This window comes from Streptosporangium sp. NPDC023963 (assembly GCF_040639135.1).
Lineage (GTDB): Bacteria > Actinomycetota > Actinomycetes > Streptosporangiales > Streptosporangiaceae > Streptosporangium.
The window spans coordinates 213,532-236,930 of record NZ_JBEZZK010000001.1 but is presented as its reverse complement, the minus strand read 5'-3'; the positions used below and the strand labels follow the sequence as shown (position 1 = coordinate 236,930).

Here is a 23,399-nt window from a genome sequence, read left to right as displayed (position 1 = left end):
CGGTCCGCGATGGGTTCCACCGGGTTCTCCATGAGCTCGATCACCATGGTCTGACCGGGCCTGACGCGTCGAGGACGGATCGTGGACGAGCGGCGCCGGGGGCGAAGGGTCAGGCCGGGGTGAGGAAGTGGCCGTCGGTCCTGATGGCCTCGCCGGTGGTGTTGGTGTTGGCGGCCGAGCACAAATAGACGATCATGCGTGCGGCGTCGTCGGGATGGCTGACGCGCTTGGTCGCGGCGGCCTCGCCCGCCTTGTCGAGCAGGTGCTGCGGCATGGGTTTGCCCGCGGGGGTGAAGCCGGGCATGACGACGTTGGTGAGGATGCCGGCGGAGGCGAGTTCCCTGGACATCACCCGGGTCAGGCCGTGCAGGCCCGCCTTGGCGGCCACGTAGGAGACGTTGCCGGGGAAGCCGTCCTCGACCAGTCCTGTGGAGACGTTGACGATGCGGCCCCATCCGCTCGCCCGCATGTCGGCCAGCACGGCGCGGGCGAGCAGGTAGGGGCCGACCAGGTTCGCGGTCACCGACGTGGTGAACCGCTCGGGCGGCGCGGTCTCGAACAGCTCGCCCGGCTCCGGCCAGTCCGGCCAGCGGACGGCGTTGTTGACCAGGACGTCGACCGGCCCGAGCCGGTCGCGGGCGTGCTCGACCGCCGACGGCAGTGAGTCGGGGCGGCCGAGGTCGAGCCGCCAGGCGATCGCCTGGGCTCCGCGCCGTTCGGCCATGGCGACGGTCTCCTCCGCGGCCTGGAGGTTGGTGTGGTAGCCGACGGCGATGTGTGCCTTCTCCTCGGCGAAGGCCAGCGCGGTGGCCCTGCCGATGGCCGTGCTCGCGCCGGTCACCAGGACGACTTTTCCTGCGAGTCCGAGTTCCATGCGTTCTCCTGCGGGTGGTGGTCAGGTGAGGTTGTCGCGGACGGTGTGCAGCAGCCGGATGAGACGCGCGGCGTCGGCCTCGCCGAGCCCGGCGCTCGCCCGGCTTTCCACCTGCGCCCACGCGGCCACGACGGCGTCGACCACGGCCTCGCCGCGTTCGGTCAGCCGCAACCGGGTCACCCGGCGGTCGCCGGGGTCCGGGGCGCGCTCGACGAACCCGGCCCGTTCCATGCGGGTGATCGCTTTGGCGATGGTGGGCTGCTCGATGCCGATGCGCTGGACGAGGTCCGCCTGGGTGGTCTCGGGATTGTGGTGAAGGTCGACGATGAGCAGCTCCTGGCCCAGGTGCAGGCCGAGCTCGGCCATCCGGCGCTGCATCTCGGCGCGGTGCGCCCTGGTGACCTCGGCGAGGGCGTAGCCGATCGGCCCCTGTTCGGCCGCGACCTGCCGCCCGGCGGTCACGCCGGCACCGCCGGCCGGTCGTCCGCGACGCGGGCCAGGACGCGCTGCCACAGCCGGGTGATGTCGTGTCGCGCCTCCTCCCCCGTCAGAACTCCGTCGGCGTCGATGTGACGGTGGGCGAAGCCGACCGCCACATCGAAGTCGGAGAGCACCTCGGCGCCGACCCGCCGCAGCATGTCGCCGAGCTGCAACTGGGCGAAGACTCCGCCGAACCGGTTGGGTGAGGCGCTCATCAGCGCCACCGGCTTGCCCGCCAGCGGGCGCGGGGGCGCGAGGATCGACAGCCAGTCGACGAGGTCCTTCAGCTGCCCCGGGATGCCGCGGCTCAGCTCCGGCGTCACCACCAGCAGCACGTCGGCCGCCGCCACGCGCTCGCGCAGAGCGCCGACGGCCTGGGGGAAGGGGCGGCCGCGGGTGGCGTCCAGGCGGGGGACCCGGGCGTGGTCGTCCCACACCTCCACCCTCAGCGGGGCGCCCGCCAGCTGCTGCGCGGCGCGAAGGAGCGACCGGTTGTGCGATCCCTCCCGGGTGCTCCCGCAGATCGCCAGTACGTCGACTATTTCCATAGTCGGCTATCTTATAGTCGGCTATATAAGTGCCGCAAACCTGGGGCGCGCCGGTAGCCGGCGAACTCGAAGTCGACGAGCCGCTCGTCGGCGTAGGCCGTCTCGCGAGGGGGCAGGCGACCGCGGCCCGATCGTCGGAGCGACCGGAATCACGCCGATCGCGAAGACCGTTCCGGCGCCGAACGCCCGGGTCAGCCCTTGACGTTCTCCTCCGTGCCCCGGCCGGGAGTGTTCCTTCGCAGCACTCCCGGGAGGGTCAGCGCGACGAGTACGGTGGCGAGCGTGCCCCCGCCGCCCGCGATGATGAGGGTCACCGGCGCGGAGGTGGCGTCGAGCAGAAGACCACCGGCGACGTAGGACAGTGCGGCGGCCACCCCGACGGCTCCGTAGAGGTTGCCGAAGACCCTGCCGAGCATCCTCGGCGGGACCAGCCGCTGCAGCATGGTGTTGGTGGCCACGTCCATCGCCGCGATGCCGAATCCACGGACGAACTGGGCGGCGAACGCGGCCGCGACGGCCCAGGCCAGCCCGGTGAGCAGGTTGCCCACGCTGCTCACCGCGAAGCCGGCGATCAGCAGGACCACCAGCGGCACGCGGGTGCTGTAACGGGTCATCAGGGCGTACCCGAGGAGCAGCCCTGTGCCGACCGCCCCCAGAAGCAATCCCACCGCCGAGTCGCCGGCGGCGAAGGTCACCTTGGCCAGGAGCACCAGCGCGACGTCGTCGACTCCGTTGAACGCGACGACGGCACAGAAACCCAGGGCGATGATCCGCACCACCTTGGCCGACCAGATGTAACCCAGCCCGGACTTCGCGTCCTGCAGGAGCGAGGACTTCTCGCCGCCCTCGGCGGGGATCGGGGGGAGAGACTTCAGCCGGAGCAGGAGGGCTCCCGCCAGCAGGAAGGAGGCTGCGTCGACCAGGAGAACGCCGCGGACGCCGATGAAGGGGAACAGCACCGCCGCGATCAGTGGCCCGAGAGCCTCGGCGGCGTTGGTCCCGAATCCGAGCGTGGAGTTGGCGGTCTCCAAGTCCCGGTCTCGCACCAGACCCGGTATCGCCGCCCGCGAGGCCGGCAGGAACACCTGCCCCGCGATCGCGCGGAGACCCACCAGTACCAGCAACAGAGGCAGCGGCGGCAGCGAGAGCGCGATGAGCAGAAGGACCACGCCCTGGGCGACCTCACAGACGATCATCACCCGCTTGAGGTCGAAGCGGTCGCTGATCGCGCCGGCGATCGGGCTGAGCAGGGAAGGAACGAAATCCCCGACGAGCAGGAGCAAGGAGACCGCGATCGCCTGCCCTGTCGTGTCGGCCACGTGGAGCATCAGCGCGACGAGGCTGAGCGCGTCACCGCCGACGGAGACGACTCGCGACGACCACAGCGACAGGAACCTCGGGTTGTCGCGCAGCATGCTCAGCGCGCCCGTCCCTTCAGCCTCGGTTCCCGCGCCGGCATCAGAGGCTGACATGGTCTCTTCTCTCCTCCGCTCGGGGGGCACGTCCCTTCCGGTCGCTCGTCTCCGGTGACGTGCTCGGCCGGTTCGGTGAACCGGCGCGGGCTCATCATCTCGAAACAGGAGGTGCCGTTGCAGTGGTGGACGGTCTCCGCTGGGGGATCATCTGCGCGTCGCCGAAGGTTCGGCCCTCACCAGAGGCGGTGATCGGTGACGGTAGGGCGGCGGGCACGGTTCCTCCAAGGATCGAACGGCGTCGGCTACCGCTGATCTTCAGGAACCGTGTCCTTCCTCGTGCATCGATCGAATCGGTCATTACCCGGCCCGCGCGTCGAGGTGGGTCAGCGGGTCAGGCGTGTTCGGCCGTGCGCGATGAGCCGATCCGGAAGACGGGATGCGCTTCGGCGATCGCCGCGAAGGCCTCCAGCGGGGAATCTCGGGTGACCGGCAGGTGCGGCCGGGCGCCGGGCGCCAACGCCAGGTAACGGCGCAGGATCGGGGCACGCGCACCGGGATCGACCTCCTGGAGTACGACCGGTCGGCGTCGGCCTCGGTGCAGGACCGCCCGGCCGCCGGCGGCGCGGACGTTGCGGACCCAGTTGGCGTCGTCGCCGAGCATGGACACGAGGTACTCCTGGCCTTCGTGGTCGGCCACCACCACCGGGACCGCGATCGTCCGGCCGCTGGAGCGGCCGCGTACCTCGAGCGTGACCGCCCGGCGGGGCGCGAGCAGCCCGGTCGAGTACTGCAGGGCGGCCAGGTGGTTCAGCGCCCGTGCCGCCAGACCGGGGCGGCCGCCGCGGTACATCCACCGTTTGACCGCGTACAGTCGGCCAAGGATGCCCGACCTCGGGTGGTTCGGCTTGGCTGCCATCGTTTCCCTCTTGTCATCATCAGGAGCGTTTTCGTGGTGTCCTCGCGAAAGGCGAGGCATTTTCAGGGCCGGCGCGTCTCGAGCAGTACGTTCGGATAGCCCGGCGCGGGGCCGTCCAGCAGAGGTGCCGGGAGGTCTCTCAGATGCCGGTCGAAGAACGCCAGGCTGTAGGCGTTGAGGATGGCGTGCGCCCGCTCCGCGGGGACCGAGCCGGTGAGCCCGAAACGGGACAGCACCGGTGACCAGGAGGAGATGTCGGTGAAGTCGGCGTGGAACATGCCGGGTACGCGCACGAGGTAGCCGTCCGCGGGCCGCTTGTCGAAGACCGCCCGCATGCTGTTCTGATGCTGGTCGATGTCATCGGCGGACCAGCCCTCCCGCCGCATGGTGGCGGCGTCCCGGGTGATCCACATGCTCGGCTGGTCCAGGCCCTCGCGCACCACGCCTGGGGTCATGCGGGTGTCCATCATCAGGCAGGCGCGCAGGCGCGGCTCCGTCCGGCAGGCCTCACCGGTGACGATGCCGCCCAGCGAGATGCCGAAGGCGCCGATGCTGCGCAGGTCCAGCCGCCCGGTCAGGACGCCGGCCGGATCCGCCCGGTCCAGGGCGGCCAGGTGGTCCAGGGTGAAGGTGACGTCGCGCGCGAGGTAGGGGACGAGGCCGCCGTCGAGTACGCGGCCGTTGAGCGCCGGGGCCTCGCCGGTCCGCTCGTCGGCCGGGTCGAAGCTCCGGTCGATCAGAGCCCTGAGCCGGTCCGCGGGCAGCCCGGCGGTACGGCGCCCGTCGGGAAAACGCACCGAGGCGGCGGCATACGGATGATCGACGGCCGCGACGACGTAGCCGTGTGAGACCAGGTTCTCGATCTGGAAGGTGTTCATCTGGCGAAAGCCCATCGCCCCCTCCAAAAAGACCAGCACCGGATAGCGGGACCGTTCCGCGGCCACGGGTGCGGACGCGACGGCGTTCGTCGTCACGTGACGCAGATGTCCGAAGGTGAAGTCCGGCACCCGCGCCAGGCGCGCCATGGCCACGAAGACGTCGTCGTCCTGCACGTAGGCGGCGCGGGGAGCGGACGGCGCGCCGGCCGCGGGATACCAGATCTGCACCATCAGCTCGCGGCGGGCACGTGGATCCGCGGCGAGGACGTCGGGACGCCCGCCATCGGTCCAGTGATGGGTCACGGTGCCGATCCGGTGAGGGCCGGTGGGCTGTGCGAAGGAGAACACGGGCAACAGGACCGGTAGCGCCGTCGAGGCGACCAGCCCCATCGCGCCCAGTACCGCGGTGGCGGCGGTGGCGAACCGCCGAAGCCGTGGGCGCCGGACCGGCCAGCGTGCCGGTGCGAGGACACCGAGAAGCCACACCGCGGTGATGGCCGCCGCCAGCGCGTAGGCGGGGATCAACTGCCAGCGCGGCCCTTCCAGCAGCGCCTGTGCCGCCGCCGCTGCCGCGGGTGTGGCAGGTGCCACCTGCCGGAGCCGGCGCAGTGCGGGCGGCATCGGGATCACCAGGGCGAGGAAGGCCAGCAGGTCGGCGATCACCAGCACCGTTTCCAGGACTCTCACCTCGCCCGCCCCGCGATGCGACGGCGTGCGATGCGGACGTCGATCACCGGTTCAGCCCTGCCGGACCGGGGCCATGTTCACTACGCCGGTGGCGACGAGGGGATGCGCGATCGGTGACGGGCCGCCGACCGCCAGGGCACAGGTGAGGGCCAGCAAAGCGGCCGGCGGGGTGGCGGCGAGAACCTGGTGCCCTGCGAGGGCGTGGGCGGGCATTGTCATCCTCAATTCCTCGGACGGTGTCCGCACCCGGGAGGGGCGGGCCACCGCGTTCGTACGGCGAAGATCGGATGCCGCGCGGGGAGACGACCGCGCGCCGGCGCGGGACGGGTGCCGGACCGGTGCCGTTCGGTAGCCGGGGCGGGACGGGGACGGCGGCTCGCTGCCTGGTGGTGGGGGACGGCCCCATCCTGCAGCAAATGGCATTTGGTGTCAAGATGGCACGTACTGCCATATAGCGGGTGTGAGTCATATTTCCGGTACGCTTGGGCGGTGCCTCTGACCCTTCGCCAGCGCAACCGGCTGGCCGCGATGCACCACATCATCGAAACCGCGATCGACCTGTTCGACGAACACGGCTACAGCGCGGTCACCGTCGAGCAGGTGGCCGCGGCCGCCGGAGTGTCGCCGCGCACCTTCTACCGTTACTTCGGCACGAAGGAAGGTCTGTTCACCACCGACACCCACGCCGCCGTCGGCCATGACCTGCTGGAGGAGCAACTCGACCTGGACGACCTTCCGGGCACGCTTCAGCGGATCGTCGCGAGCGTTCACGCGGCCGCGGCCCCGTCCGGCGAGGCGGCGGCGTACACCCCCTGGCGCGGCATGCGTTACGTGCTGGAGGAGTCGGCGGTACGGGAAGCCGTGTACACCGCCCTGGACGATCTCGCCGAGCGCCTTGTGCCCGCGCTGCTGTCCAAGGGCGTCACCCCGACGCGGGCACGCGTCACCGTCCGCGCCTACCTGTTCGGTGTCTACTTCGGGGCCTTGGAGCAGTGGCACCTCGACGGCCGGGTGCGCCCTCTGCCGGACTACGTTCACGAGGGCTCGGCGGCCCTCGCCGGTCCGCTCGCGGGCTCGGACTCCTCCCAGTGATCACGGGCCGGTACCGCTACGGGCGGCGTACGGGCCGGGCCGGTAGCGGCTGGATGCGAGCGGCGGCACGTCGTGGATGAGATCAGTGCCCTGGCCGCAGCCGGAAACGAGTGACGCCTGGGTTTCGCATGCGAAACCCAGGCGTCATCGCTTTTCACGGCCTATTCGGAATAGCCGAGCTTCTTGAGGTCAGGCTGCCGCGTCGCCCGGTCCGAGGAACCTCACCCCATGTGCGGGTAGCGGTGGTCGACCGGAGGCACGAAGGTCTCCTTGACGGTCCTGGCGCTGACCCAGCGGGTCAGGTTGAGGATCGACCCGGCCTTGTCGTTGGTCCCCGACGCGCGGCCCCCGCCGAAGGGCTGCTGGCCGACGACCGCGCCGGTCGGCTTGTCGTTGACGTAGAAGTTGCCCGCCGCGAAGCGCAGCCGCTCCGACGCCGAGGCGATCGCGTGGCGGTCCCTGGCGATGATCGAGCCGGTCAGCGCGTACGGCGAGACGCCCTCCATCTGGTCCAGGACCGTGTCGAAGTCCGCGTCGTCGTAGACGTGCACGCCGAGGATCGGCCCGAAGTACTCCTTGACGAAGATCTCGTCGGTGGGGTCGGCGGACTCCAGGATGGTCGGCCGCACGAAGTAGCCGGTCGAGTCGTCGTACGAGCCGGTCAGCACGTTGATCGAGTCGAGCGAGCGGGCCCGGTCGATCGCGGCCCTGTTCTTGGCGAACGCCCGCTCGTCGATGACCGCGCCCATGAAGGTCGACAGGTCCGCGGCCACGTCCCCGACGGTGAGCGACTCGGCGGTGCCCACGAGCTCGTCGCGGATCACCGACCAGACCGAGCGCGGCACGTACGCGCGGGAGGCGGCCGAGCACTTCTGCCCCTGGTACTCGAACGCGCCGCGGACCAGCGCGGTGGTGAGCACGGCCGGGTCGGCCGAGGGGTGGGCGAGCACGAAGTCCTTGCCGCCGGTCTCACCGACCAGGCGCGGGTAGGACCGGTACGAGGCGATGTTGGCGCCGACCGTGGACCACAGGTGCTGGAAGGTCGGCGTGGAGCCGGTGAAGTGGATGGCCGCCAGCTCCGGGTGGGTCGTCGCGACCTCGGAGACGGCCGAGCCGTTGCCGGTCACCATGTTGATGACGCCCGGCGGCAGCCCCGCCTCCTCCAGCAGGCGCATGGTGAAGTGCGCGGAGAACTGCTGGGTGGGGGAGGGCTTCCAGACGACGACGTTGCCCATCAGGGCCGGCGCCGACGGCAGGTTCGCGGCGATGGCGGTGAAGTTGAACGGCGTGATCGCCAGGACGAAGCCCTCCAGCGGCCGGTACTCCATCCGGTTCCACACGCCGGGCGAGGAGACCGGCTGGTCGCTGAGCAGCCGGCGCGCGAAGTCCACGTTGAAGCGCAGGAAGTCGATCAGCTCGCAGGCGGCGTCGATCTCCGCCTGCTGCGCGGACTTGGACTGGCCCAGGATCGTCGCGCCGTTCAGCGTCTGCCGGTACGGGCCGGCCAGCAGGTCGGCGGCCCGCAGGAAGATCGCGGCCCGCTCGTCGAACGGCAGGGCGCGCCACGCGGGCGCCGCCCCCAGCGCCGCGTCGATCGCCGAGCGCACGTCGTCGGCGGTCGCGTCCGCCGTGCGGCCCAGCACCGAGGCGTGGTTGTGCGGCTGGACCACCTCGATCGAGGCGCCGCCGCCCATCCGCTGCTCGCCGCCGATCGTCATCGTCAGGTCGAGCTGGGCCCCGGCCAGCTCCTTGAGGCGGTTCTCCAGCGCCGCGCGCTCGGCGCTGCCGGGCGCGTAGCCGAGCACCGGCTCGTTGGACGGGGCGGGAACGGTGGAGATGGCATCCATCACTTGCCTCCAAGGGCACGAAGAAAGAAGGCGATGTTCGCCGGGCGCTCGGCGAGCCGGCGCATGAAGTAGCCGTACCAGTCGTCGCCGTAGGGGATGTAGACGCGCACGGTGTGACCCGCTCCCGCCAGGGCCTGCTGCTTGTCGGCCCGGATCCCGTAGAGCATCTGGTACTCGTAGTCACCCTGCGACCTGGCGAACCGGTCGGCGAGAGTCTCGGTGATCGCGATCAGCCGGTCGTCGTGCGTGGCCACCATCGGGTAGCCCGCGCCCGACATGAGGATGCGCAGGCAGCGCACGTAGGCCTTGTCGACCTCGTTCTTGTTCTGGTGCGCCACCGAGGCGGGCTCGGCGTAGGCGCCCTTGACCAGGCGCACCCGCGACCCCTCGTACGCCAGGTCGCGGCAGTCGGCCTCGGTGCGGAAGAGGTAGGACTGCACGGCGACACCGGTGGAGGGGAAGTCCTCGCGCAGCGCCCGCAGGATCGCGAGCGTCGAGTCGACCGTGGTGTGGTCCTCCATGTCGAGGGTCACGCTCGCCCCGGAGGCGGCGGCCGCCTCGCAGATCCGCCGCGCGTTCTCCAGGGCGATCTTGTCGCCGTCGGCGCCGAGCGCCTGACCGACGGCGGAGAGCTTCACCGACACCTCGGCCCGGTCCCCGAGCCCCAGCCCGTCCAGCGCGCCGAGCAGCGTGACGTACGCCTTGGCCGTCTGGGTGGCGGCGGCGGAGTCCCGCGTCTCCTCACCCAGGTGGTCGACGGTGACGGCCAGGCCGGCGGCGGCGAGCCCGCGGATCGCCTCGACCGCCTCCTGGGGCGTCTCGCCCGCGACGAAGCGATCGACGACCTTGCGCGTCAGCGGCACGCCGGAGACCGTGCGCCGCACCAGCGGCAACCGGGATGCGCCGAGAAGGAGAGAACCGAGCATGTTCTCAGCCTAAAACCTCCGCTCCGGCGGCCGTCATGTGCATCTGCCACGATCAACGGGTGAGGCGTTCATACATATGTATGACAATGGTGAGGTGTTGCAGGAGACGGTAGACGAGATCGCCGCCAGGCTGGGCGCCTCGGCCACCCTGGAGGACCGGGCCTTCCAGCTCCTGGCCTACGCCGCGCAGAGCGGCGACATCGACGTGGTGCGCCAGGAGTCCATCCTGCGGCGCCGCGCGACGGACCAGGTGCGCGCCTACTTCGAGGGGTACGGCATCGCCGGGGCCCGCGGCCCTGTCCGCATCCCCGCCGACGCCGACCTGGGCGTGCTCGCGCGGGTGTGCGTGCCGCTGCGGCACCACGAGGTGACCTACGGCTACCTGTGGCTCCTCGACGACGGCACGCTCGGCGACGAAGCCCTCTCCTCGGTCGGCGACCTGATCTCCCGGGCCGCCACCGCCCTGGCGCAGGAGGCCCGCAGCCGCCAGGACCTGGGCGCGAACCTGCGGGAGCTGTTCTCCTCCGACGCCGAGGAACGCTCCCGGGCGCTGTCGCGGCTGGAGGACGTGCGCGGCCCGGTGGCGGCGGTCGCCGCCCGCACCTCCCCCGACCGGGTCGCCGCCCTCTGGACGCTCCCGCGCGCCGTGCTCGCCGACCCCGCGTTCCCGGTACGGGGCGAGCCGCTGGTCGCCCTCCTGGTCCCGGCGGGCCAGGCGGAGGAGCTGGCCGACCGGATCCAGGGCATGTACGCGACGGTGGTGGGCGTCGGCGCCCCCAGGGAAGAACCCGCGCAGGCCTGGCGAAGCTGGCGGGAGGCCGTGCACGCGCTCGGCGTCGCCGGCCGGGTGCCCGCGCTGGCCCCCGTCGCCACCTGGCCGGGGCTGGGCGTCTACCGGCTGCTCGCCCGGATGTCCCCGGCGGGGCTGCGGGAGCTGGCGGAGGAGATCGCCGGGCTGGGGGAGGACCCGGAGCTGGCCAGGACCGTGGAGGGCTACCTCGACCGCGCCGGCCACGTCCAGGAGACCGCCGGCGCGCTCGGCGTGCACCGCCAGACGCTCTACTACCGGCTGGCCAAGGCGGAACGGCTCACCGGCAGGGACCTGGCCGACGGTGAGGACCGCCTGCTGGTCCACCTCGCCCTCAAGGCCGCCCACCTGCTCTGACTCGCGCTCAGACAGGAGCCCGGTAGACCTTCACCCAGTCGACGTACATGCTCACCGTCGGGGGAGTGGAGCGGTTGCGGCACGGCGACCACTCGTTGCACGTCACGTCGTTCTGCAGCGTCAGGTGCATGGAGCGGCTCCTCGGCACGTTGGGCCCCCGGTAGTCCCACACCTTCCTGCCGTCCAGCCAGAACGTCAGCCGCCCGGGCAGCCAGTCGACCGCGACCGTGTGCCACCGGGTGAAGTCGGCCCGCATCTGCCGCTGGGCCTGGGGCCGGTCGCCGCGGTGCACGAAGATCCCGCCCGACCTGCGGCTCGGGTCGATGATCTCGGCGAAGTCGACCTCCGCGTACTCCCCGCCGCCCTGGTCGGACGGCCAGAGCAGCGCCACCGGGGTGTAGCCCGCGCCGCGCTCGGCCCGCAGCCGCACCTCCCAGCGCCCGTACCGCTGCGCGCTGCGGGTCGCGATGCCCCCCGACAGGTCCCTGCCACCGTAGAAACCGCCCTTGAGCCGCAGGACGCCGCCGCCCACGCTCGTGGCCCGCCCGGTGCGCGGGTTGGTCTCGGCACCGGGGGAGTGGTAGACGACCCACCTGCGGCCGTCGACGCGGGTGCCGTCGAAGTTCTCCACCAGGACCGGAGCGCCCCACCCGGGAGCGGCGGACGGGCTCGTCCGCGCGGACGCGCCCGGCGCGGTCAGCGAGGAGAACGCGAGGGAGAGGGCCAGGGCGCCCAGGAACGTGCCACGAATCGACATGGGGACATCAAAGCAACGATCGCACTCCAGTAACAGAGGTATCCCGTTTTCGCATACGTCCCACGGGTTCGGGGGATGCCCTCACGGCCCGGCTGTGCCACGATTCCGCACATGGACGACGTTGACGCCGTACGGCGGGCACTGGCCCGGCTGGTGGAGTCCGGTGAGCTCCGCGCCGAGCAGGTGGAGCCGGTCGCGCTCGCCGTCGGCGAGGCGCTGCGCGAGCCGGGAGCGGGAGACCGGGTCAGGTGGAGCGAGATCCTCGCGTACGTCGGCGGGGGGCTCGTCCTGGCCGGTGCCGCGGCCTTCGTCGGCCTGGGCTGGGACCGGATGACCCAGCCGGCGAGGATCACGGTCCTCGCCGTGGTCACGTTCCTCCTGCTGGCGGTGGCCGCGGGGCTCGGCGCGGCGGCGCGGTCGGCGACCGGCAGGACGGCCGCCGTGCAGGGCAGGGTCGCCGCCACGCTCGCCGCGCTGGGCTCGGGCACGGCGGCCCTGTGCGCCGGGGTGGCGGTCGACCGCCAGGAGGTGCTCGTCGCCGGCGTGGCCGGGCTGCTGGTCGCGGCGGCGGCCTACGCGCTGCTGCCCACCGCGATCGGCCTGCTGGCCTGCGGCGGGTTCGCCCTGCTCACGGTGACCGGCCTGATGGACGCCTCGGCGGGGGAGGGCCCCGCCTGGGGCCTGGCCTACGTCGCGCTGGGCCTGCTCATCCTGGTGGCCGCCCTCGCCGGGCTGCTCGTCCCGCGCGACCTCGGGCTGGGCATGGGCGCCGCCATCGCGATCCTCGGCGGCCAGTGGCCCGTCCTGTGGGACGGAGGCGCCTGGGGATACTGGCTGACCGCGGTGATCGCGCTGGCCTGCCTGGCGCTGTACCGGCGCCGGCGCACCTGGGTGTTGATCGTCAGCGGCGTGGCCGGGCTGACGCTCGCCGTCCCCGAGGCCGTCTGGGACTGGACGGACGGGGCCGTGGGCGGTGCGGTGATCCTGGTCGTGGCCGGGGTCGTCCTGCTGGCCGCCAGCGGTCTCGGCGTCGTCCTGCACCGCCGCGCGACCCGGTCGTAGCCGTCGCGGGAGCCGGTCGCGGGCGTCGCGGGAGTCGGTCGTAGCGGTCGCGGAAGCTGGTCGCGAGCGTCGCGGGAGCCGGTCGTGGACGTCGCGCGATCCGGTCGCCACGCGTCCCGCACGCGAAAGACCGAGGGCCCCTTTCGGGACCCCCGGTCTCGGGACGGGCGTTCCGCGCGGCCCGCGGTGCCGGCCGGCGCGGCGGGCGCGGTCAGCGGGCGGAGCCGGACAGCGCGTTCTCGTAGACGTGGACGAGCTCCTGGCTGATCCGCTCCCACGAGTAGCGGGACCGGGCGCGGTCGGCACCGGCGAAGCCGAGCGCGGTGCGACGGGTCGGGTCGGCGAGCAGCTCGCGGGTCAGGCGGGAGGTCTGCGCCGGGCGGTCGGCGGGAACCAGCAGGCCGGTCACCCCGTCCACCACGGAGTCGAGGTGGGCTCCCACCGCGGAGGCGATGACGGGGACGCCGCAGGCCATGGCCTCCAGCGCCACGACGCCCGCCGGCGCCTCCCTGGGCAGCGAGACGACCACGTCGGCGCTGCGCATCAGCTTGGCGACCGAGGAGTGCGGGATGTGACCGAGAACGGTGATCCGGTCGTCGACGCCGATCTCCTTGGCCAGCAGCATCATGCGGTGCGCGTCGGCGTCGTGCTCCAGGTCCACGGACTCGGGACCGCCGGCGATGATCAGCTCGGCCTCGGGGATGCCCTCCAGCGCGCGGATCGCGGTGTGCACGCCCTTGTCGGCCGTGAGCGGGCCGACGTGCAGCAGGCGGGGCCGGGTGCCGCGGGCGGCGGCCGGGCCCTGGCGGCGGAACCGCTCGACGTCGACGCCGCACGGGATGACCGAGATGTTGCGGCGCGGCACGCCCAGCCGGATCAGCGAGCTCTCCTCGTCGCCGCACCCGGCGATCACCGCGCTGGCCCGGCGCCCGATGGCCCGCTGCAGCCGGACCTTCTTGGCGTCGCGGGTGTTCTCGCTGCTGAAGGTCTGGGTGAACGGCACGTTGAGGCCGTTCGCGCCGGCGATCGCGGCCAGCCCGCCGGTCCAGGAGTGCGCGTGGATGACGTCCGGGCGATCCTGCCCCCAGCGGTGCATCAGCTGGTCGCCGAGGTCGGACAGGTAGGGCAGGACGCTGTCCTCGGGAAGGTTCTGCGCGGGCCCGGCGGTCAGGTTCTCCAGCGTGACGCCCTGCGACACGCGGACCTTGGACTTCTCCGAGTCGGAGTTCCTCCGGCTGTAGATCGTGACCTTGTGCTCGCGGCCGAGCTCACGGGCGACTGCCATCAGGTGAGCGCGCTGGGCGGCGAGGTCGGACTCGTCCTGGGTGGAGGAGAGAGCCTCGGAGGAGACGAATGCAATGTTCACGGCACACCTCTGGGAGGAGATTAGGCATGAAAAGCCTGTGATTCCTTCAGGGGTGCCTGCGTCTTAGGCACACGTCTGTATGGGGTCAACCATACCCCGATCTCCGCCAAAGCCAAACCCTCGGCGGGGAACCGGGCCCGCTAATAGGACCTGCTCTGCCGCGACTCCTCGGCCCTGGCACTCGGGACGTGCAGCTGGATCCCGCATCCGCGCTGGTCATTGTGGATGTCGAGGCGGTCGCACAGCTGCCGGGCGATCCACAGGCCGTCGCCGGGGCCGGCCGTCGAACCCGGCGGGAGGAAACCGGCGACCGGATCGGCGACACGCCCGCCCCGGCGGTCGACGTGACAGGTGATCGCGCCCAGCCGCTCCCACATCCGCACCGTCACGGGCGGCCCCAGCAGGGCGGCCACCTCGTAGGCGGCGACCGAGAGCAGTTTCGCGCGGTCGTGGCTCAGCCCCATGAAGGACGCGTGGCCGGTGACGAACACCCGCAGGGCGTGGAGTGTCTCCACGTGCGCGGCGGCCGAGTCGCCCGGCGGTTCGAGGGGCGGGAAGGAGTCGCACTCGCCGATGAAGCCCGCGGGATCGGTGTACTCGGGGCAGGGCGTCATCGAGACGCCGTCCTCGGAGAGCGTGGGGTGGGTGCGCCGCGCGGTCGCCACCACCCCCGGATCCGCCGTCCTCTCGTCGTACGGGCAGATCATCCACACGTTGGTGGCGCGCAGCAGCAGGTTCAGGCCCGACTCCATGCGTTGCCAGGCCCGCACGTCGGCGGGCGCGCGTCCGGCCCACACCGGCTCGGCGAGGATCCGCACGTGCCCGCCGCGCGGGGCCTCGGGCCCGCGCCGCTGCCAGTAGCGGTGGAAGGCGGTGGCACGTTCCACCGTCCGGCGGCCCAGGAACGCCGTCTCCGCGTAGTCGACCAGGCGGCCGTCCCTGCCCAGGGCATCCCCGAGAAGCTCCAGGTTGGCCGAGGTGGTCGCGACCATCACCGGGTCGCCCTTGGCCAGCCCGTCCCGGACGAACGGCAGCGCCATCGCCAGGAAGCGCTCGTCGGAGCCGTACACCGCGGCCTGGTGGATGGAGGTCATCCGGGCGTCCCGGACCCGGCCAGGCCGGGGAAGGAGGGGCGGGGGCGCTCACCGGGTTCGGTCCGGCCCGAAGAGGGCCGATCCTGAAGCGATCCCATACCCCGCCCCATTCCGTCGGACGCGGGCGCCGCCGGGCGCGGCCCCTCATCGCCCGGCGGGACCGACCGGCCCCACCGGGTTAGCCAAGCTATACGACACGGAGGGCGAGTATCACGATCTCATCCCAAACTCTCCCGCCGGAGAAAGCGTGCCGGTCCTCCTCCACGGTTTTGACGATCTCGGCGGGAGACTGCGCCACGCAGCGCGCCAGCACGTCCGCCAGCCTGGTCTCGCCGTAGGACTCGCCCAGCTCGTTCTGCGAGGCCACCAGGCCGTCGGAGTAGAAGATCAGGGTCTGGCCGGAGGTCAGCGTGAGCTCCTCGGTGAACATCTCCGCCTCGGGGGCGATGCCCAGCGGAACGCCGCCCCCGGCGGTGAACCGCACCCCGCCGTCGGGCCGCAGCAGCGCGGCGGGGTGGTGCCCCGCGCTGGCCAGCCTGATCTTGCGCGCCTTGATGAACCCGGTCACCGCCATCACGAACATGCCGTTGTGCTGGGCGGTCAGCGCCTGGTTCAGCTTGCGCATCACCTCGCCGGGGTCGGTCTCCCAGACGCTGAGCACGCGCAGGCCGTTGCGCACCATGGCGCTGACCGACGCGGCCTCCTCACCCTTGCCCGCGGCGCCCCCGAGGGCGAACCCCCAGCCCTCGCCGGCGCGGAAGACGTCGTAGAACTCGGCGCCGACCGGGCTGGAGCCCGCGTTGTAGATGGCCGCGGCCTCGAATCCCGGGATGTCCGGCAGGCTCCGGGGCACCACGCTGGTACGCAGCGCGTCGGCCGCCCGCGAGCGGGTCTGGAAGCTGCGCCGCGCGCGCAGCGCGAGCCCCAGGTGGACGCCGACCTCCTCCATCAGCCCGAGATCGGCCAGCGAGAACGGTTCGCGGTCGCGCAGCCGCACCAGGGTCAGCGAGCCCAGCACGCCCTCCTCGCCGCCGATCGGCACGATCAGCACCGAGGCGGCCCCCATCACCCGCAGCAGCGGCGGGCCACCGGGGACGTCGCCGAGCAGCCCGTCGTCCTCCAGCATCTCGTGCACCACGCCTGAACCGCCGGTCAGCACGTGCGCGACGGCCGGCGCGGTCAGCGGGTTCATCCCCTCGGCGAGGCGGACCAGCTGGGTCACCGGCTTGTCGCTCGGGCCGAGCACGCAGGCCCGCCTGGGCATGCCGTCGCGGACCACGTCGGCGATCACCCAGTCGGCCCACTCGGCGGCCAGCAGCCGGGAGGCCCTGGTGACGGTCACCGGCTGGCGCAGGCTCTCCTCGTCGAGCAGCAGGCGGGTCATCCTGGCCAGCAGCTCCTGCCGGCGTGCCGCGGCCATGACCAGGGTGGCGTCCGAGCGGTCGGCCGGGCCGGGGGGCGGCCCCGCCACCTGCGCCTCCAGCGGCAGGATCATGACCGCGACCATCTCCTGCGGCTCACCCGGCATCGTGAGCCGGGTGACGGCGAGCTGCACCGTGTGCGCGCGGCCCTGGTGGGCCAGCCGCGTCTGGAGGGTCGCGGTCTGGCCGCCCTGCTGGACCGCCGTCAGGTGCGAGCGGAACGCCGCCCGCCGGGAGACGTCGACGAACAGCGGGAACGAGCGGCCGATCAGGTATCCCGCGGGACTGCCGAGCATCCGGGAGGTCTCGGCGCTGATCCGCCGCACCACCCCCGAGGCGTCCAGCACCACCACCGGGATGGGGAAGGTGCGGAACACCTGCCGCAGTAGTTTGAGCTCCCGCTGCGACCCGCTCTCCCGTTCGCCCGAGCGTTTGGGCGCCTTGCGCAGCTCGCGCACCGAGGCGTCCAGCAGCTCGCGGGCGGTGTCGAGCTCCGCGAGCGCCGCGTCGAGTGTGGAGCGGGGGTCGGCGGGGTAGGCGGACTTCGCCTCACGCAGGGAGGAGATCCTGGCGGTCAGCGCGTTCAGCGCCTGCTCCAGGGTCTGAAGGCCAATGGCGTCGGTCAATGCTCGTCCTCGTCAGGGGCCGGAGTGGGCTGGTCCCGTCGTAGACGGTACGCCACCCGGTAGGTCTAATCGATGCGTGGTCGGATAGTGGTTAAGTTAGCGACACAGGTGAGGGGAGTCGCGAGATGGACATGGTCACCCCTGTTCTCGCCCGGGACCTCGCGGTCCTCGGCAGGGTCAGCGAGGAAACATCGACCGAGAGTGTGCTGCGCGGGCTCACGGCCACCCTCGCGGGCGGTGTGCCCGGTTGCGCGGGCGGCTCCGCCGAGCTCTGGCGCCAGGAGCGTATGGTCGTCTCAGCCTCCCACAGCGAGCTCATCGTGCTCCTCGACAGCGAGGAGGAACTCGGCGAGGGCCCCTCGTCCGAGGCCCGCGCCACGAGGCGCCACGTGATCGTCCAGGACGTCCTGCGCGAGCCGCGCTGGCCGGCGTACACCGGCATGGCCGTCCGCTGCGGCGTCCGCTCGGTCCTGGCGATGCCCATCGTCATCGAGCACGCCGTCCTGGTCCTCGGCATGTACGGGGTGCGCCCCGGCGTCTTCGCGGCCAGGAACGTCCCGCCGCTGGCCGAGATGCTCGCCGAGCAGGTGGGGGTGGCCCTCGCCAACATGTGGGACTACGACGAGGTCCGCACCGACGCGGCCCAGATGCAGGAGGCCCTCGCCGGCCGGGCGATCATCGACCAGGCCAAGGGCATCATCATGAAGTCCAGCGGCTGCTCGGCCGAGGCGGCCTTCGACGAGCTGCGCCGCATCTCGCAGCACCACCAGGTGAAGGTCGCCGACCTGGCCAAGCTGCTGGTCGAGGAGCACCAGCGCAACCGTGAGGCGAAGAAAGAGGGCTGAGACCCCTGCCGGCGGCCCCTGCCCCGGTGAGCTGTACTTGATCGTCCCGGCCGGCCGGGGCGGTCCCCGGCCGGCCGAGACGATCGGCCGCTAGCCGAAGGCGGCGATCGCGTCGTCGATCGTGTCGTACAGGGGCAGGCGCTGGGCCAGACCGGTGATCCACATCACCTTGGTCTTGGCGTACTCCACTCCGATCAGGGCGAACTTGGCGCCCGCGGTGGTGCTGACCTGCCAGTGGTGGACGATGAGTCCCAGCGCGCGTGAGTCCATGAAGGTCACCCCGCTCAGATCCAGCGCCATGTCGAGACCGTGCTCGCCGGTCTCCGCCGCCAGGTAGTCGGCGAACTGATCCCTCGTCGTCGCGTCCAGCAGACCCGTCACCCGGATCACGTTGATCCCACTGACGAGCGCCGACGTGAGAGTCAGGGCTGCCGATCTCTCGCCGTTCTCCGACACCGTCACTCAGGGCCTCCTCGTGCCATTCGATTAGCAACCTTACTGTTACCTGGGGGCGAGTAATACTCCAGGATTCCGGGCAATAATGGAACCAGAGGTCCAGCAGAGGGCCTCGCCTCGAAAAATAGGTCGAGGCGATGCCGTCTGCCCGGATGTTGCTTCCGTGGTCGGCTCGCCCGACAGTAATACCAGGGAGCAGCAATGTCTGTTCAGGCACTCGCACTCACCGACATGACCGCCGAGGAACTCCTCGCCGAGATGTCCCTGCCTGAGATCTCCGAATACCGCGCCGAGCGTCTGCGTGAGCGCATCGTCGAGATGCACCGCCACCTCGCCATGGAGATCGCCCGCCGCTACCGCTACCGCGGCGAGCCGCTGGAGGATCTCCTGCAGGCCGCGTACGTGGGGCTGATGAAGGCCATCAACGGCTTCGACCCGACTCTCGGGCACCCCTTCCGCGGCTACGCCGTGGTCACCATGACCGGTGAGGTCAAGCGCCACTTCCGCGACCGCACCTGGGCCATCCGCGTCCCCCGCGTCTACCAGGAGCGCAGGGCCGAGCTGAACCGCCTGGTCTCCGACCTCAGCCAGGACCTCGGCCGAGCCCCCACGGTCGCCGAGCTGGCCAAGAAGATGCACATCTCCGAAGAGGACGTCCTGCTCACCCTCGACGCCTCCGCCGCCTACAGCGCGCTCTCGTTGGACGCCCCGCTGGGCGCCGACGACGACGCCGCCGCGCTGGGCGACGTCATCCCCGACGAGGACGACGCGCTGGGCACGCTCGTGGACCGCGAGGCGGTCAAGCCGCTGATCGACAAGCTGCCGGATCGGGAGAAGAACATCCTCCTGCTGCGTTTCTTCGGCAACATGACCCAGGCCGAGATAGCGGCGGAATTCGGGATCTCCCAGATGCACGTCTCCCGTATCCTGCGGAAGGTGCTTGACCAGCTCCGCGAGGAACTTGTCGCCGAATGCTGAATACACCGCTCGTTACAGGGCACCCAAGTCGGCGACAACGGACGTGGCGTAAGGTGCGTTTGAATGGATCCCGGATGCTGAGGACAACGGCGGACTGGGACAGGGGAGGCGGATCTCGGGTGAACGAGGACGGTGTTCGTCCCGCTCGCTTCACGGCGAGTGGCGGCCGTTCCCCGATGATCCCGGCCGGAGCCGCTGTCGCCGAACTCGCTTTCTGCCTCCCTGACCTTCCCGACGTACGCGACTTCGCCTCGGCCCAGGCCGTGCGGAGCGGTATGTCCCAGGAGGGCCTCGCGGACTTCCTGGTGGCGCTGAACGAGGTGGCCACCAACGCGGTCACCCACGGTCACACCACCGCCAAGGCCGTGCTGCGGATGTGGACGGTCGGCCGCACCCTCGTCGTGGAGATCCACGACGAGGGTCAGTGGGACCCGGGGCCCAACCCGGGGGAGACGCCCCCCGGGCCGCACGCGACCAGCGGCATGGGCCTGTGGGTGGCCCGGATGGTCAGCTCCGACATCAAGTTCGAGACCGGGGCCTCGGGAACGTTCATCACCATGTCGTTCAAGGTCTGAATGTCGTTCGAGGTCTGAACCCGCCTCTCCGGGACGCGCCCGGACCCGTGCGGGGATCGTGGGCGGCGCTACGTGGCCACGTACGCCGCCCCCCGGCCTTTCCCCCTCACTTCTTCACCTTCGCCGGCGCGAGGCGCGCACATCGCCATCGACGCCGGTTTTCTCATGCCCCGCGCGGGTCCCCGCCGGCGTCGCCGGACGGCCCGCCGGGGCTTCGCGTGTCCTTCGCCCGCATCGCCCGGCTCCTGTCCTCCCGGGGTGCCCGTCCTTCCGGGAGTGTGGACGCCTTTGACCGGGCGGAGAAACAGGAGACGGGGGACGAACAAGAGACGGGGACGAAGGGGAGGCGGGGACGAGCAGGAGGCGGGCGGGCGGACGAAGGGAAGGGGAGAAGAAGGGGAAGGGCCCCGTCCGTGTGGACGGGGCCCTTCCCGTTTCGGCTCCCGTTTCGACAGCCGTCCCCGAGGCGGGCTCTCCCCGGCGCGGGGCCGCCTTGCGGAAGGTCTAGCGCCTACGGCGCCAGCCGCCCCCGCCACCGGTGGTGGTCCGCGGGCCGGCCGAGCCGATCCCGGCCTGGTGCAGTGCGAGCAGGAGAAGTCCGAGAAGCAGGAAGCCGGTCCCGGTGAGCGGGCCGAGCCTGGTGTTGATCAGGTCAAGCAGGAATCCAAGGCCGAAGACGACGGCGGCGGCGATTGCGAGCATGGTTACCTCGTTCCAGCGGAGATGTTCAGGAGCTGTTCCAAAGTCGCCCGGTAGTCACGCAGAGCGGTCCGGAGGTCTTCGGTGTCGTTCTTCTCGGTGTTCTTCCAACGCCCCTGGAGCTCGGTGGCCCGGGTCTCCAGCGCGTTCCGCAGGGAACTCGTGACCTCGTCGAGCAGGGAGTCCGCCCGTTCCACCGCGTCGCGCGGGTCGTCCACGAAACCGGCCTGGACCTCCTGCCAGCGCCGCCGTACGTCGTCGGCGTCCTGGTCGAACAGGGCTCCGGCAGGGGCGGGTTCGGTGGTGGCGGGCGTCTGCTCGGTCTTCGTGGGGGTGAAGCCCGTACCCTCGTCGAGCACGTCGTCCGGCCGGTCCGCGGTGTTCTCGGGGAAACCGGGGGTCACGGGGGAGTCCGTGCCGGGCACCGTGGCGTCGTGCGCGGCGGTGCCGGCCACCGGCGTGCCCGGCGTGCCCGGGGTCGCGGCGGAGGGCTGGGCGTGGGCGAACGGGCTGTCGTTCCTGCCGTCGTCGTCGAGATCACCCGGCACGCCAGGCCGGTCGTCGAGCGGGGCGTCCGAACCGGTGGCGGCGCGCCGGTCGTCGCTCGATTCGACGACGAGGACGTCGTCGCGGTCACCGATCAGAGGGTCGCGCGTACCGGTGTCCGGGTCGACGGGCGCCGTGCCCGTGCGGTCGGCGTCACCGTGGCGCGGCTCCTGGAACTCGGGGGTCACGTCCTGGCCGTGCCGCGGCGCGTTCAGCTCGTCCTCGTCGAACTTGCGGACCACCCGGTCGTCGTCCTCGTCCGCCTTGTGGACCAGCAGATCCTTATCGGGATTGAGTCGGTCGTTCATGTCGGTTCACCGTCCTTGGGTGTCGCGTCGGGAGGCTCGCCCGGCGTCGTCGGTGGTCTCGGGCTCGGTGGAGTCCGCCCTCGGGACGTCCCGATCGGAGGGAACCGTGGAACCCGTCCGCCCGGAGTCCCCGTCGACGGCCTCGGCCCGCCGGGAACCCCGGCCGCCGTCGGCCGAACTGCCGGGGGCCTCGAGCAGTTCCTCGAACAGGGCGCGGTAGTGAACCATGGCCTGCCGGAGTTCCTCGGTGGAGGCCTCCTTGTGGGCGGCCCGGGTGCTGATCTCGTGAGCCTGCCGGTAGTGGTCGAGAGTGCGGCCGTGCGCGACCGACAGGTCGGAGAGCCGCTGCTCGAAGTCCTCGGTCGGGTAGCCGCGCTCCGCCATCACGGAGGTGACCAGGTGGTCGGCCTCCGTCACCGCGAAGCCGGGAGCGTCCACGAAACGCTCCTGGACCTCCATCCACTTCTTCGAGTAGATCTCACGCGTCCCGGCGTCCAGGGCGCGGATGTCGAGAGAGCTGAAGCGCTGCTCGCGAGCGATGAGTTCCTGCTCGGCATCGCGCCTGTTCTCGCGCTCCTGAACGGTACGTTCGTACTCGGGGCCGAAGCGGTCGCGAAGCCGGTGTCGGCGCTGCTGCTGCAGCACGAAATAGCCGACTGCGACGATCGCCACCACCGCGACCACGACGACGGCCACCCAGATCACGGTGGACATGTCTGCCTCCGGTTGTGTAGGCGCTTGTACCCGTGCGCTGCCCTAGGGTCAAGGCTCGAAACCGGTTGCCGACATCTGCGGCATGCCACTACTCGGTCTGGATTTAACGTTTTACAGAGATTTATCGGGTAGTTGCCATTTCTTTTGTCGGGCCTTCGACGCGGCCCTCGCGCTCGAGCTCACTCCTTCGCGTGAGCCTCGACGTCGCCGGAGGTTCCGGCGGCGTCGATCGCCTTCCGGGCCTCGTTCACCAGCCTTTCGACCAGCCACTCCTCGGGAGAGGCGGGAACCTCCAGGAACCCCCTGCCGGGCTCGTACGAGATGTCCATGCCGGAGGCGACCAGCCGCCCGGCCCAGCGCAACGCCGTGTTCAGCTTCTCGGCGGGGATCGCCCGCCCCTGCGCCACGGACGAGAGGTTGCGCAGGTTCGTCGCGGGCCCGGACTGGTTGTGCGCGCGGTCCAGCTTCCACGGGATGGCCCGAGAGTGATCGAGCATCGGCTTCGAGAGCCCGGCCGCCCGCTTCGCCTGCAAGATCCCGGACTCGCTCACCCCGAACCGCGCGGCCAGCTCCGCGTTCGACAACCCCTGCCCGGCCAGTCGCCGCAGTTCCTCCTGGTCGATCAACGCCTTACGCCCCACGTGCCCTCGCCCTTCGCGCGATCGCCTGCCCTCGCGGGCGTCGCCGTGTGCGAAGCCCCCTCGATCTGCGCTAAGGTTATGACGTCCCGCCCGAGAGGGCGCAGGACAACCGGGACGTAGCGCAGCTTGGTAGCGCACTTGACTGGGGGTCAAGGGGTCGCAGGTTCAAATCCTGTCGTCCCGACCAGGTTTTAGCTGGTCGGCAAGGGTGTCACCCGAAAGGGAGGCACCCTTTCTTCGTTCTGGGTGACTAACTGAGTGACTATCGCTCTCGTCACGTGAAGATCCGGTCCATCGCCTCCGCCCCGCCGAGCAGGACCGGGCGGATCTGCTTCCGGCGCTCGCGCCTGGCGGCACTGCGCTCCGGGTCAGGTTGCCACCGGATGACACGGTTACCGGATCATGGTCATTGCTGGTCGGATACGGCAACGCGACTACGGGAAGGTGCGTTGCCGTACCCGACCAGTGGTCATCGGGTGTCGC

General features: G+C 71.3%; 24 protein-coding genes and 1 tRNA gene. 7 read left to right on the top strand and 18 right to left on the bottom strand.

Annotated features, from left to right (window positions below; translation table 11 throughout):
* Positions 1-109: 109 nt before the first annotated feature.
* From AB0F88_RS01020 to AB0F88_RS00990, 7 genes are all read right to left on the bottom strand, one after another.
* A complete protein-coding gene (locus AB0F88_RS01020; RefSeq protein WP_362675995.1) occupies positions 110-874 on the bottom strand; it encodes an SDR family NAD(P)-dependent oxidoreductase in 765 nt (254 codons plus the stop codon).
* A 21-nt stretch (positions 875-895) separates the two neighbouring features.
* On the bottom strand, positions 896-1,336 hold the full coding sequence (locus AB0F88_RS01015) for a MarR family transcriptional regulator (RefSeq protein WP_362675992.1): 441 nt from the start codon (positions 1,334-1,336) through the stop codon (positions 896-898).
* The gene (locus AB0F88_RS01010) at positions 1,333-1,902 is read right to left on the bottom strand and encodes an NAD(P)H-dependent oxidoreductase (protein WP_362675989.1); all 570 of its coding nucleotides are present in this window, start codon (positions 1,900-1,902) and stop codon (positions 1,333-1,335) included. The genes AB0F88_RS01015 and AB0F88_RS01010 overlap by 4 nt, the downstream gene beginning before the upstream one ends.
* A 191-nt stretch (positions 1,903-2,093) precedes the next feature.
* Entirely contained in the window at positions 2,094-3,374 is a 1,281-nt protein-coding gene (locus tag AB0F88_RS01005) for an MFS transporter (protein ID WP_362675986.1), read from the bottom strand.
* A 334-nt stretch (positions 3,375-3,708) separates the two neighbouring features.
* On the bottom strand, positions 3,709-4,233 hold the full coding sequence (locus AB0F88_RS01000) for a nitroreductase/quinone reductase family protein (protein WP_362675983.1): 525 nt from the start codon (positions 4,231-4,233) through the stop codon (positions 3,709-3,711).
* 62 nt (positions 4,234-4,295) lie between these two features.
* Positions 4,296-5,798 carry a hypothetical protein gene (locus AB0F88_RS00995; protein WP_362675981.1) on the bottom strand — a complete coding sequence of 501 codons (1,503 nt, stop codon included), beginning with the start codon at positions 5,796-5,798 and terminating at the stop codon, positions 4,296-4,298.
* A 51-nt stretch (positions 5,799-5,849) separates the two neighbouring features.
* The gene (locus tag AB0F88_RS00990; RefSeq protein WP_362675978.1) at positions 5,850-6,017 is read right to left on the bottom strand and encodes a hypothetical protein; all 168 of its coding nucleotides are present in this window, start codon (positions 6,015-6,017) and stop codon (positions 5,850-5,852) included.
* Between the two features lie 270 nt (positions 6,018-6,287).
* On the opposite strand from AB0F88_RS00990, the gene AB0F88_RS00985 reads away from it, so the two are divergent.
* Positions 6,288-6,890, top strand: a complete 603-nt coding sequence (locus AB0F88_RS00985; RefSeq protein WP_362675975.1) for a helix-turn-helix domain-containing protein — start codon at positions 6,288-6,290, stop codon at positions 6,888-6,890.
* A 221-nt stretch (positions 6,891-7,111) separates the two neighbouring features.
* Here the strand turns inward: AB0F88_RS00985 and pruA are convergent, their stop codons facing one another.
* The gene (gene pruA / locus AB0F88_RS00980; RefSeq protein ID WP_362675973.1) at positions 7,112-8,737 is read right to left on the bottom strand and encodes an L-glutamate gamma-semialdehyde dehydrogenase; all 1,626 of its coding nucleotides are present in this window, start codon (positions 8,735-8,737) and stop codon (positions 7,112-7,114) included.
* Positions 8,737-9,663 carry a proline dehydrogenase family protein gene (locus AB0F88_RS00975; RefSeq protein WP_362675971.1) on the bottom strand — a complete coding sequence of 309 codons (927 nt, stop codon included), beginning with the start codon at positions 9,661-9,663 and terminating at the stop codon, positions 8,737-8,739. Before AB0F88_RS00975 ends, pruA begins: the two co-directional genes overlap by 1 nt.
* Before the next feature lie 94 nt (positions 9,664-9,757).
* Here AB0F88_RS00975 and AB0F88_RS00970 point away from each other — a divergent pair, with 94 nt between their 5' ends.
* Positions 9,758-10,828 carry a helix-turn-helix domain-containing protein gene (locus tag AB0F88_RS00970; RefSeq protein WP_362675969.1) on the top strand — a complete coding sequence of 357 codons (1,071 nt, stop codon included), beginning with the start codon at positions 9,758-9,760 and terminating at the stop codon, positions 10,826-10,828.
* A 7-nt stretch (positions 10,829-10,835) separates the two neighbouring features.
* Here AB0F88_RS00970 and AB0F88_RS00965 read toward each other — a convergent pair whose 3' ends face one another.
* A complete protein-coding gene (locus AB0F88_RS00965) occupies positions 10,836-11,585 on the bottom strand; it encodes a glycoside hydrolase family 16 protein (RefSeq protein WP_362675967.1) in 750 nt (249 codons plus the stop codon).
* A 111-nt stretch (positions 11,586-11,696) separates the two neighbouring features.
* Here AB0F88_RS00965 and AB0F88_RS00960 point away from each other — a divergent pair, with 111 nt between their 5' ends.
* Positions 11,697-12,647 carry a hypothetical protein gene (locus tag AB0F88_RS00960; protein WP_362675965.1) on the top strand — a complete coding sequence of 317 codons (951 nt, stop codon included), beginning with the start codon at positions 11,697-11,699 and terminating at the stop codon, positions 12,645-12,647.
* 211 nt (positions 12,648-12,858) lie between these two features.
* Here AB0F88_RS00960 and AB0F88_RS00955 read toward each other — a convergent pair whose 3' ends face one another.
* From AB0F88_RS00955 to AB0F88_RS00945, 3 genes are all read right to left on the bottom strand, one after another.
* The gene (locus tag AB0F88_RS00955; protein WP_362675963.1) at positions 12,859-14,013 is read right to left on the bottom strand and encodes a glycosyltransferase; all 1,155 of its coding nucleotides are present in this window, start codon (positions 14,011-14,013) and stop codon (positions 12,859-12,861) included.
* Between the two features lie 140 nt (positions 14,014-14,153).
* Positions 14,154-15,107 (bottom strand): MEDS domain-containing protein, encoded by a 954-nt coding sequence (locus AB0F88_RS00950; RefSeq protein ID WP_362675961.1) that lies wholly within the window; start codon positions 15,105-15,107, stop codon positions 14,154-14,156.
* 187 nt (positions 15,108-15,294) lie between these two features.
* Positions 15,295-17,154 (bottom strand): SpoIIE family protein phosphatase, encoded by a 1,860-nt coding sequence (locus AB0F88_RS00945; protein WP_362675958.1) that lies wholly within the window; start codon positions 17,152-17,154, stop codon positions 15,295-15,297.
* Positions 17,155-17,279: 125 nt separating this feature from the next.
* On the opposite strand from AB0F88_RS00945, the gene AB0F88_RS00940 reads away from it, so the two are divergent.
* Positions 17,280-17,999 carry a GAF and ANTAR domain-containing protein gene (locus tag AB0F88_RS00940; RefSeq protein ID WP_362675956.1) on the top strand — a complete coding sequence of 240 codons (720 nt, stop codon included), beginning with the start codon at positions 17,280-17,282 and terminating at the stop codon, positions 17,997-17,999.
* Positions 18,000-18,089: 90 nt separating this feature from the next.
* Here the strand turns inward: AB0F88_RS00940 and AB0F88_RS00935 are convergent, their stop codons facing one another.
* Positions 18,090-18,461 carry an STAS domain-containing protein gene (locus tag AB0F88_RS00935; RefSeq protein WP_329093567.1) on the bottom strand — a complete coding sequence of 124 codons (372 nt, stop codon included), beginning with the start codon at positions 18,459-18,461 and terminating at the stop codon, positions 18,090-18,092.
* 195 nt (positions 18,462-18,656) lie between these two features.
* Here AB0F88_RS00935 and AB0F88_RS00930 point away from each other — a divergent pair, with 195 nt between their 5' ends.
* Together AB0F88_RS00930 and AB0F88_RS00925 are read left to right on the top strand one after the other, a co-directional pair.
* On the top strand, positions 18,657-19,433 hold the full coding sequence (locus AB0F88_RS00930; protein ID WP_362675953.1) for a SigB/SigF/SigG family RNA polymerase sigma factor: 777 nt from the start codon (positions 18,657-18,659) through the stop codon (positions 19,431-19,433).
* A gap of 74 nt (positions 19,434-19,507) precedes the next feature.
* Positions 19,508-20,008 carry an ATP-binding protein gene (locus AB0F88_RS00925; protein WP_362675950.1) on the top strand — a complete coding sequence of 167 codons (501 nt, stop codon included), beginning with the start codon at positions 19,508-19,510 and terminating at the stop codon, positions 20,006-20,008.
* A 504-nt stretch (positions 20,009-20,512) separates the two neighbouring features.
* On the opposite strand, the gene AB0F88_RS00920 is transcribed toward AB0F88_RS00925, so the two are convergent.
* From AB0F88_RS00920 to AB0F88_RS00905, 4 genes are all read right to left on the bottom strand, one after another.
* On the bottom strand, positions 20,513-20,710 hold the full coding sequence (locus tag AB0F88_RS00920) for a hypothetical protein (RefSeq protein WP_350967358.1): 198 nt from the start codon (positions 20,708-20,710) through the stop codon (positions 20,513-20,515).
* A 2-nt stretch (positions 20,711-20,712) separates the two neighbouring features.
* Entirely contained in the window at positions 20,713-21,561 is an 849-nt protein-coding gene (locus AB0F88_RS00915) for a hypothetical protein (RefSeq protein ID WP_362675946.1), read from the bottom strand.
* Positions 21,562-21,567: 6 nt separating this feature from the next.
* Positions 21,568-22,275 (bottom strand): hypothetical protein, encoded by a 708-nt coding sequence (locus AB0F88_RS00910; protein WP_362675944.1) that lies wholly within the window; start codon positions 22,273-22,275, stop codon positions 21,568-21,570.
* A 179-nt stretch (positions 22,276-22,454) separates the two neighbouring features.
* Positions 22,455-22,916, bottom strand: coding sequence for a hypothetical protein (locus AB0F88_RS00905; RefSeq protein WP_362675941.1), 462 nt, complete (start codon positions 22,914-22,916; stop codon positions 22,455-22,457).
* Positions 22,917-23,026: 110 nt separating this feature from the next.
* Between AB0F88_RS00905 and AB0F88_RS00900 the strand changes: the two genes are divergently transcribed.
* Positions 23,027-23,103: transfer RNA gene (locus AB0F88_RS00900), tRNA-Pro, on the top strand.
* The last annotated feature ends 296 nt before the right edge of the window (positions 23,104-23,399 follow it).

Excerpts from the sequence above, each read along its gene's own strand:
- AB0F88_RS01020 (WP_362675995.1), bottom strand. The coding sequence starts at position 874 with ATGGAACTCGGACTCGCAGGAAAAGTCGTCCTGGTGACCGGCGCGAGC.
- AB0F88_RS01010 (WP_362675989.1), bottom strand. The coding sequence starts at position 1,902 with ATGGAAATAGTCGACGTACTGGCGATCTGCGGGAGCACCCGGGAGGGA.
- AB0F88_RS01005 (WP_362675986.1), bottom strand. The coding sequence starts at position 3,374 with ATGTCAGCCTCTGATGCCGGCGCGGGAACCGAGGCTGAAGGGACGGGC.
- AB0F88_RS01000 (WP_362675983.1), bottom strand. The coding sequence starts at position 4,233 with ATGGCAGCCAAGCCGAACCACCCGAGGTCGGGCATCCTTGGCCGACTG.
- AB0F88_RS00990 (WP_362675978.1), bottom strand. The coding sequence starts at position 6,017 with ATGACAATGCCCGCCCACGCCCTCGCAGGGCACCAGGTTCTCGCCGCC.
- pruA (WP_362675973.1), bottom strand. The coding sequence starts at position 8,737 with ATGGATGCCATCTCCACCGTTCCCGCCCCGTCCAACGAGCCGGTGCTC.
- AB0F88_RS00975 (WP_362675971.1), bottom strand. The coding sequence starts at position 9,663 with ATGCTCGGTTCTCTCCTTCTCGGCGCATCCCGGTTGCCGCTGGTGCGG.
- AB0F88_RS00965 (WP_362675967.1), bottom strand. The coding sequence starts at position 11,585 with ATGTCGATTCGTGGCACGTTCCTGGGCGCCCTGGCCCTCTCCCTCGCG.
- AB0F88_RS00960 (WP_362675965.1), top strand. The coding sequence starts at position 11,697 with ATGGACGACGTTGACGCCGTACGGCGGGCACTGGCCCGGCTGGTGGAG.
- AB0F88_RS00950 (WP_362675961.1), bottom strand. The coding sequence starts at position 15,107 with ATGACCTCCATCCACCAGGCCGCGGTGTACGGCTCCGACGAGCGCTTC.
- AB0F88_RS00940 (WP_362675956.1), top strand. The coding sequence starts at position 17,280 with ATGGACATGGTCACCCCTGTTCTCGCCCGGGACCTCGCGGTCCTCGGC.
- AB0F88_RS00930 (WP_362675953.1), top strand. The coding sequence starts at position 18,657 with ATGTCTGTTCAGGCACTCGCACTCACCGACATGACCGCCGAGGAACTC.
- AB0F88_RS00925 (WP_362675950.1), top strand. The coding sequence starts at position 19,508 with ATGCTGAGGACAACGGCGGACTGGGACAGGGGAGGCGGATCTCGGGTG.
- AB0F88_RS00920 (WP_350967358.1), bottom strand. The coding sequence starts at position 20,710 with ATGCTCGCAATCGCCGCCGCCGTCGTCTTCGGCCTTGGATTCCTGCTT.
- AB0F88_RS00915 (WP_362675946.1), bottom strand. The coding sequence starts at position 21,561 with ATGAACGACCGACTCAATCCCGATAAGGATCTGCTGGTCCACAAGGCG.
- AB0F88_RS00910 (WP_362675944.1), bottom strand. The coding sequence starts at position 22,275 with ATGTCCACCGTGATCTGGGTGGCCGTCGTCGTGGTCGCGGTGGTGGCG.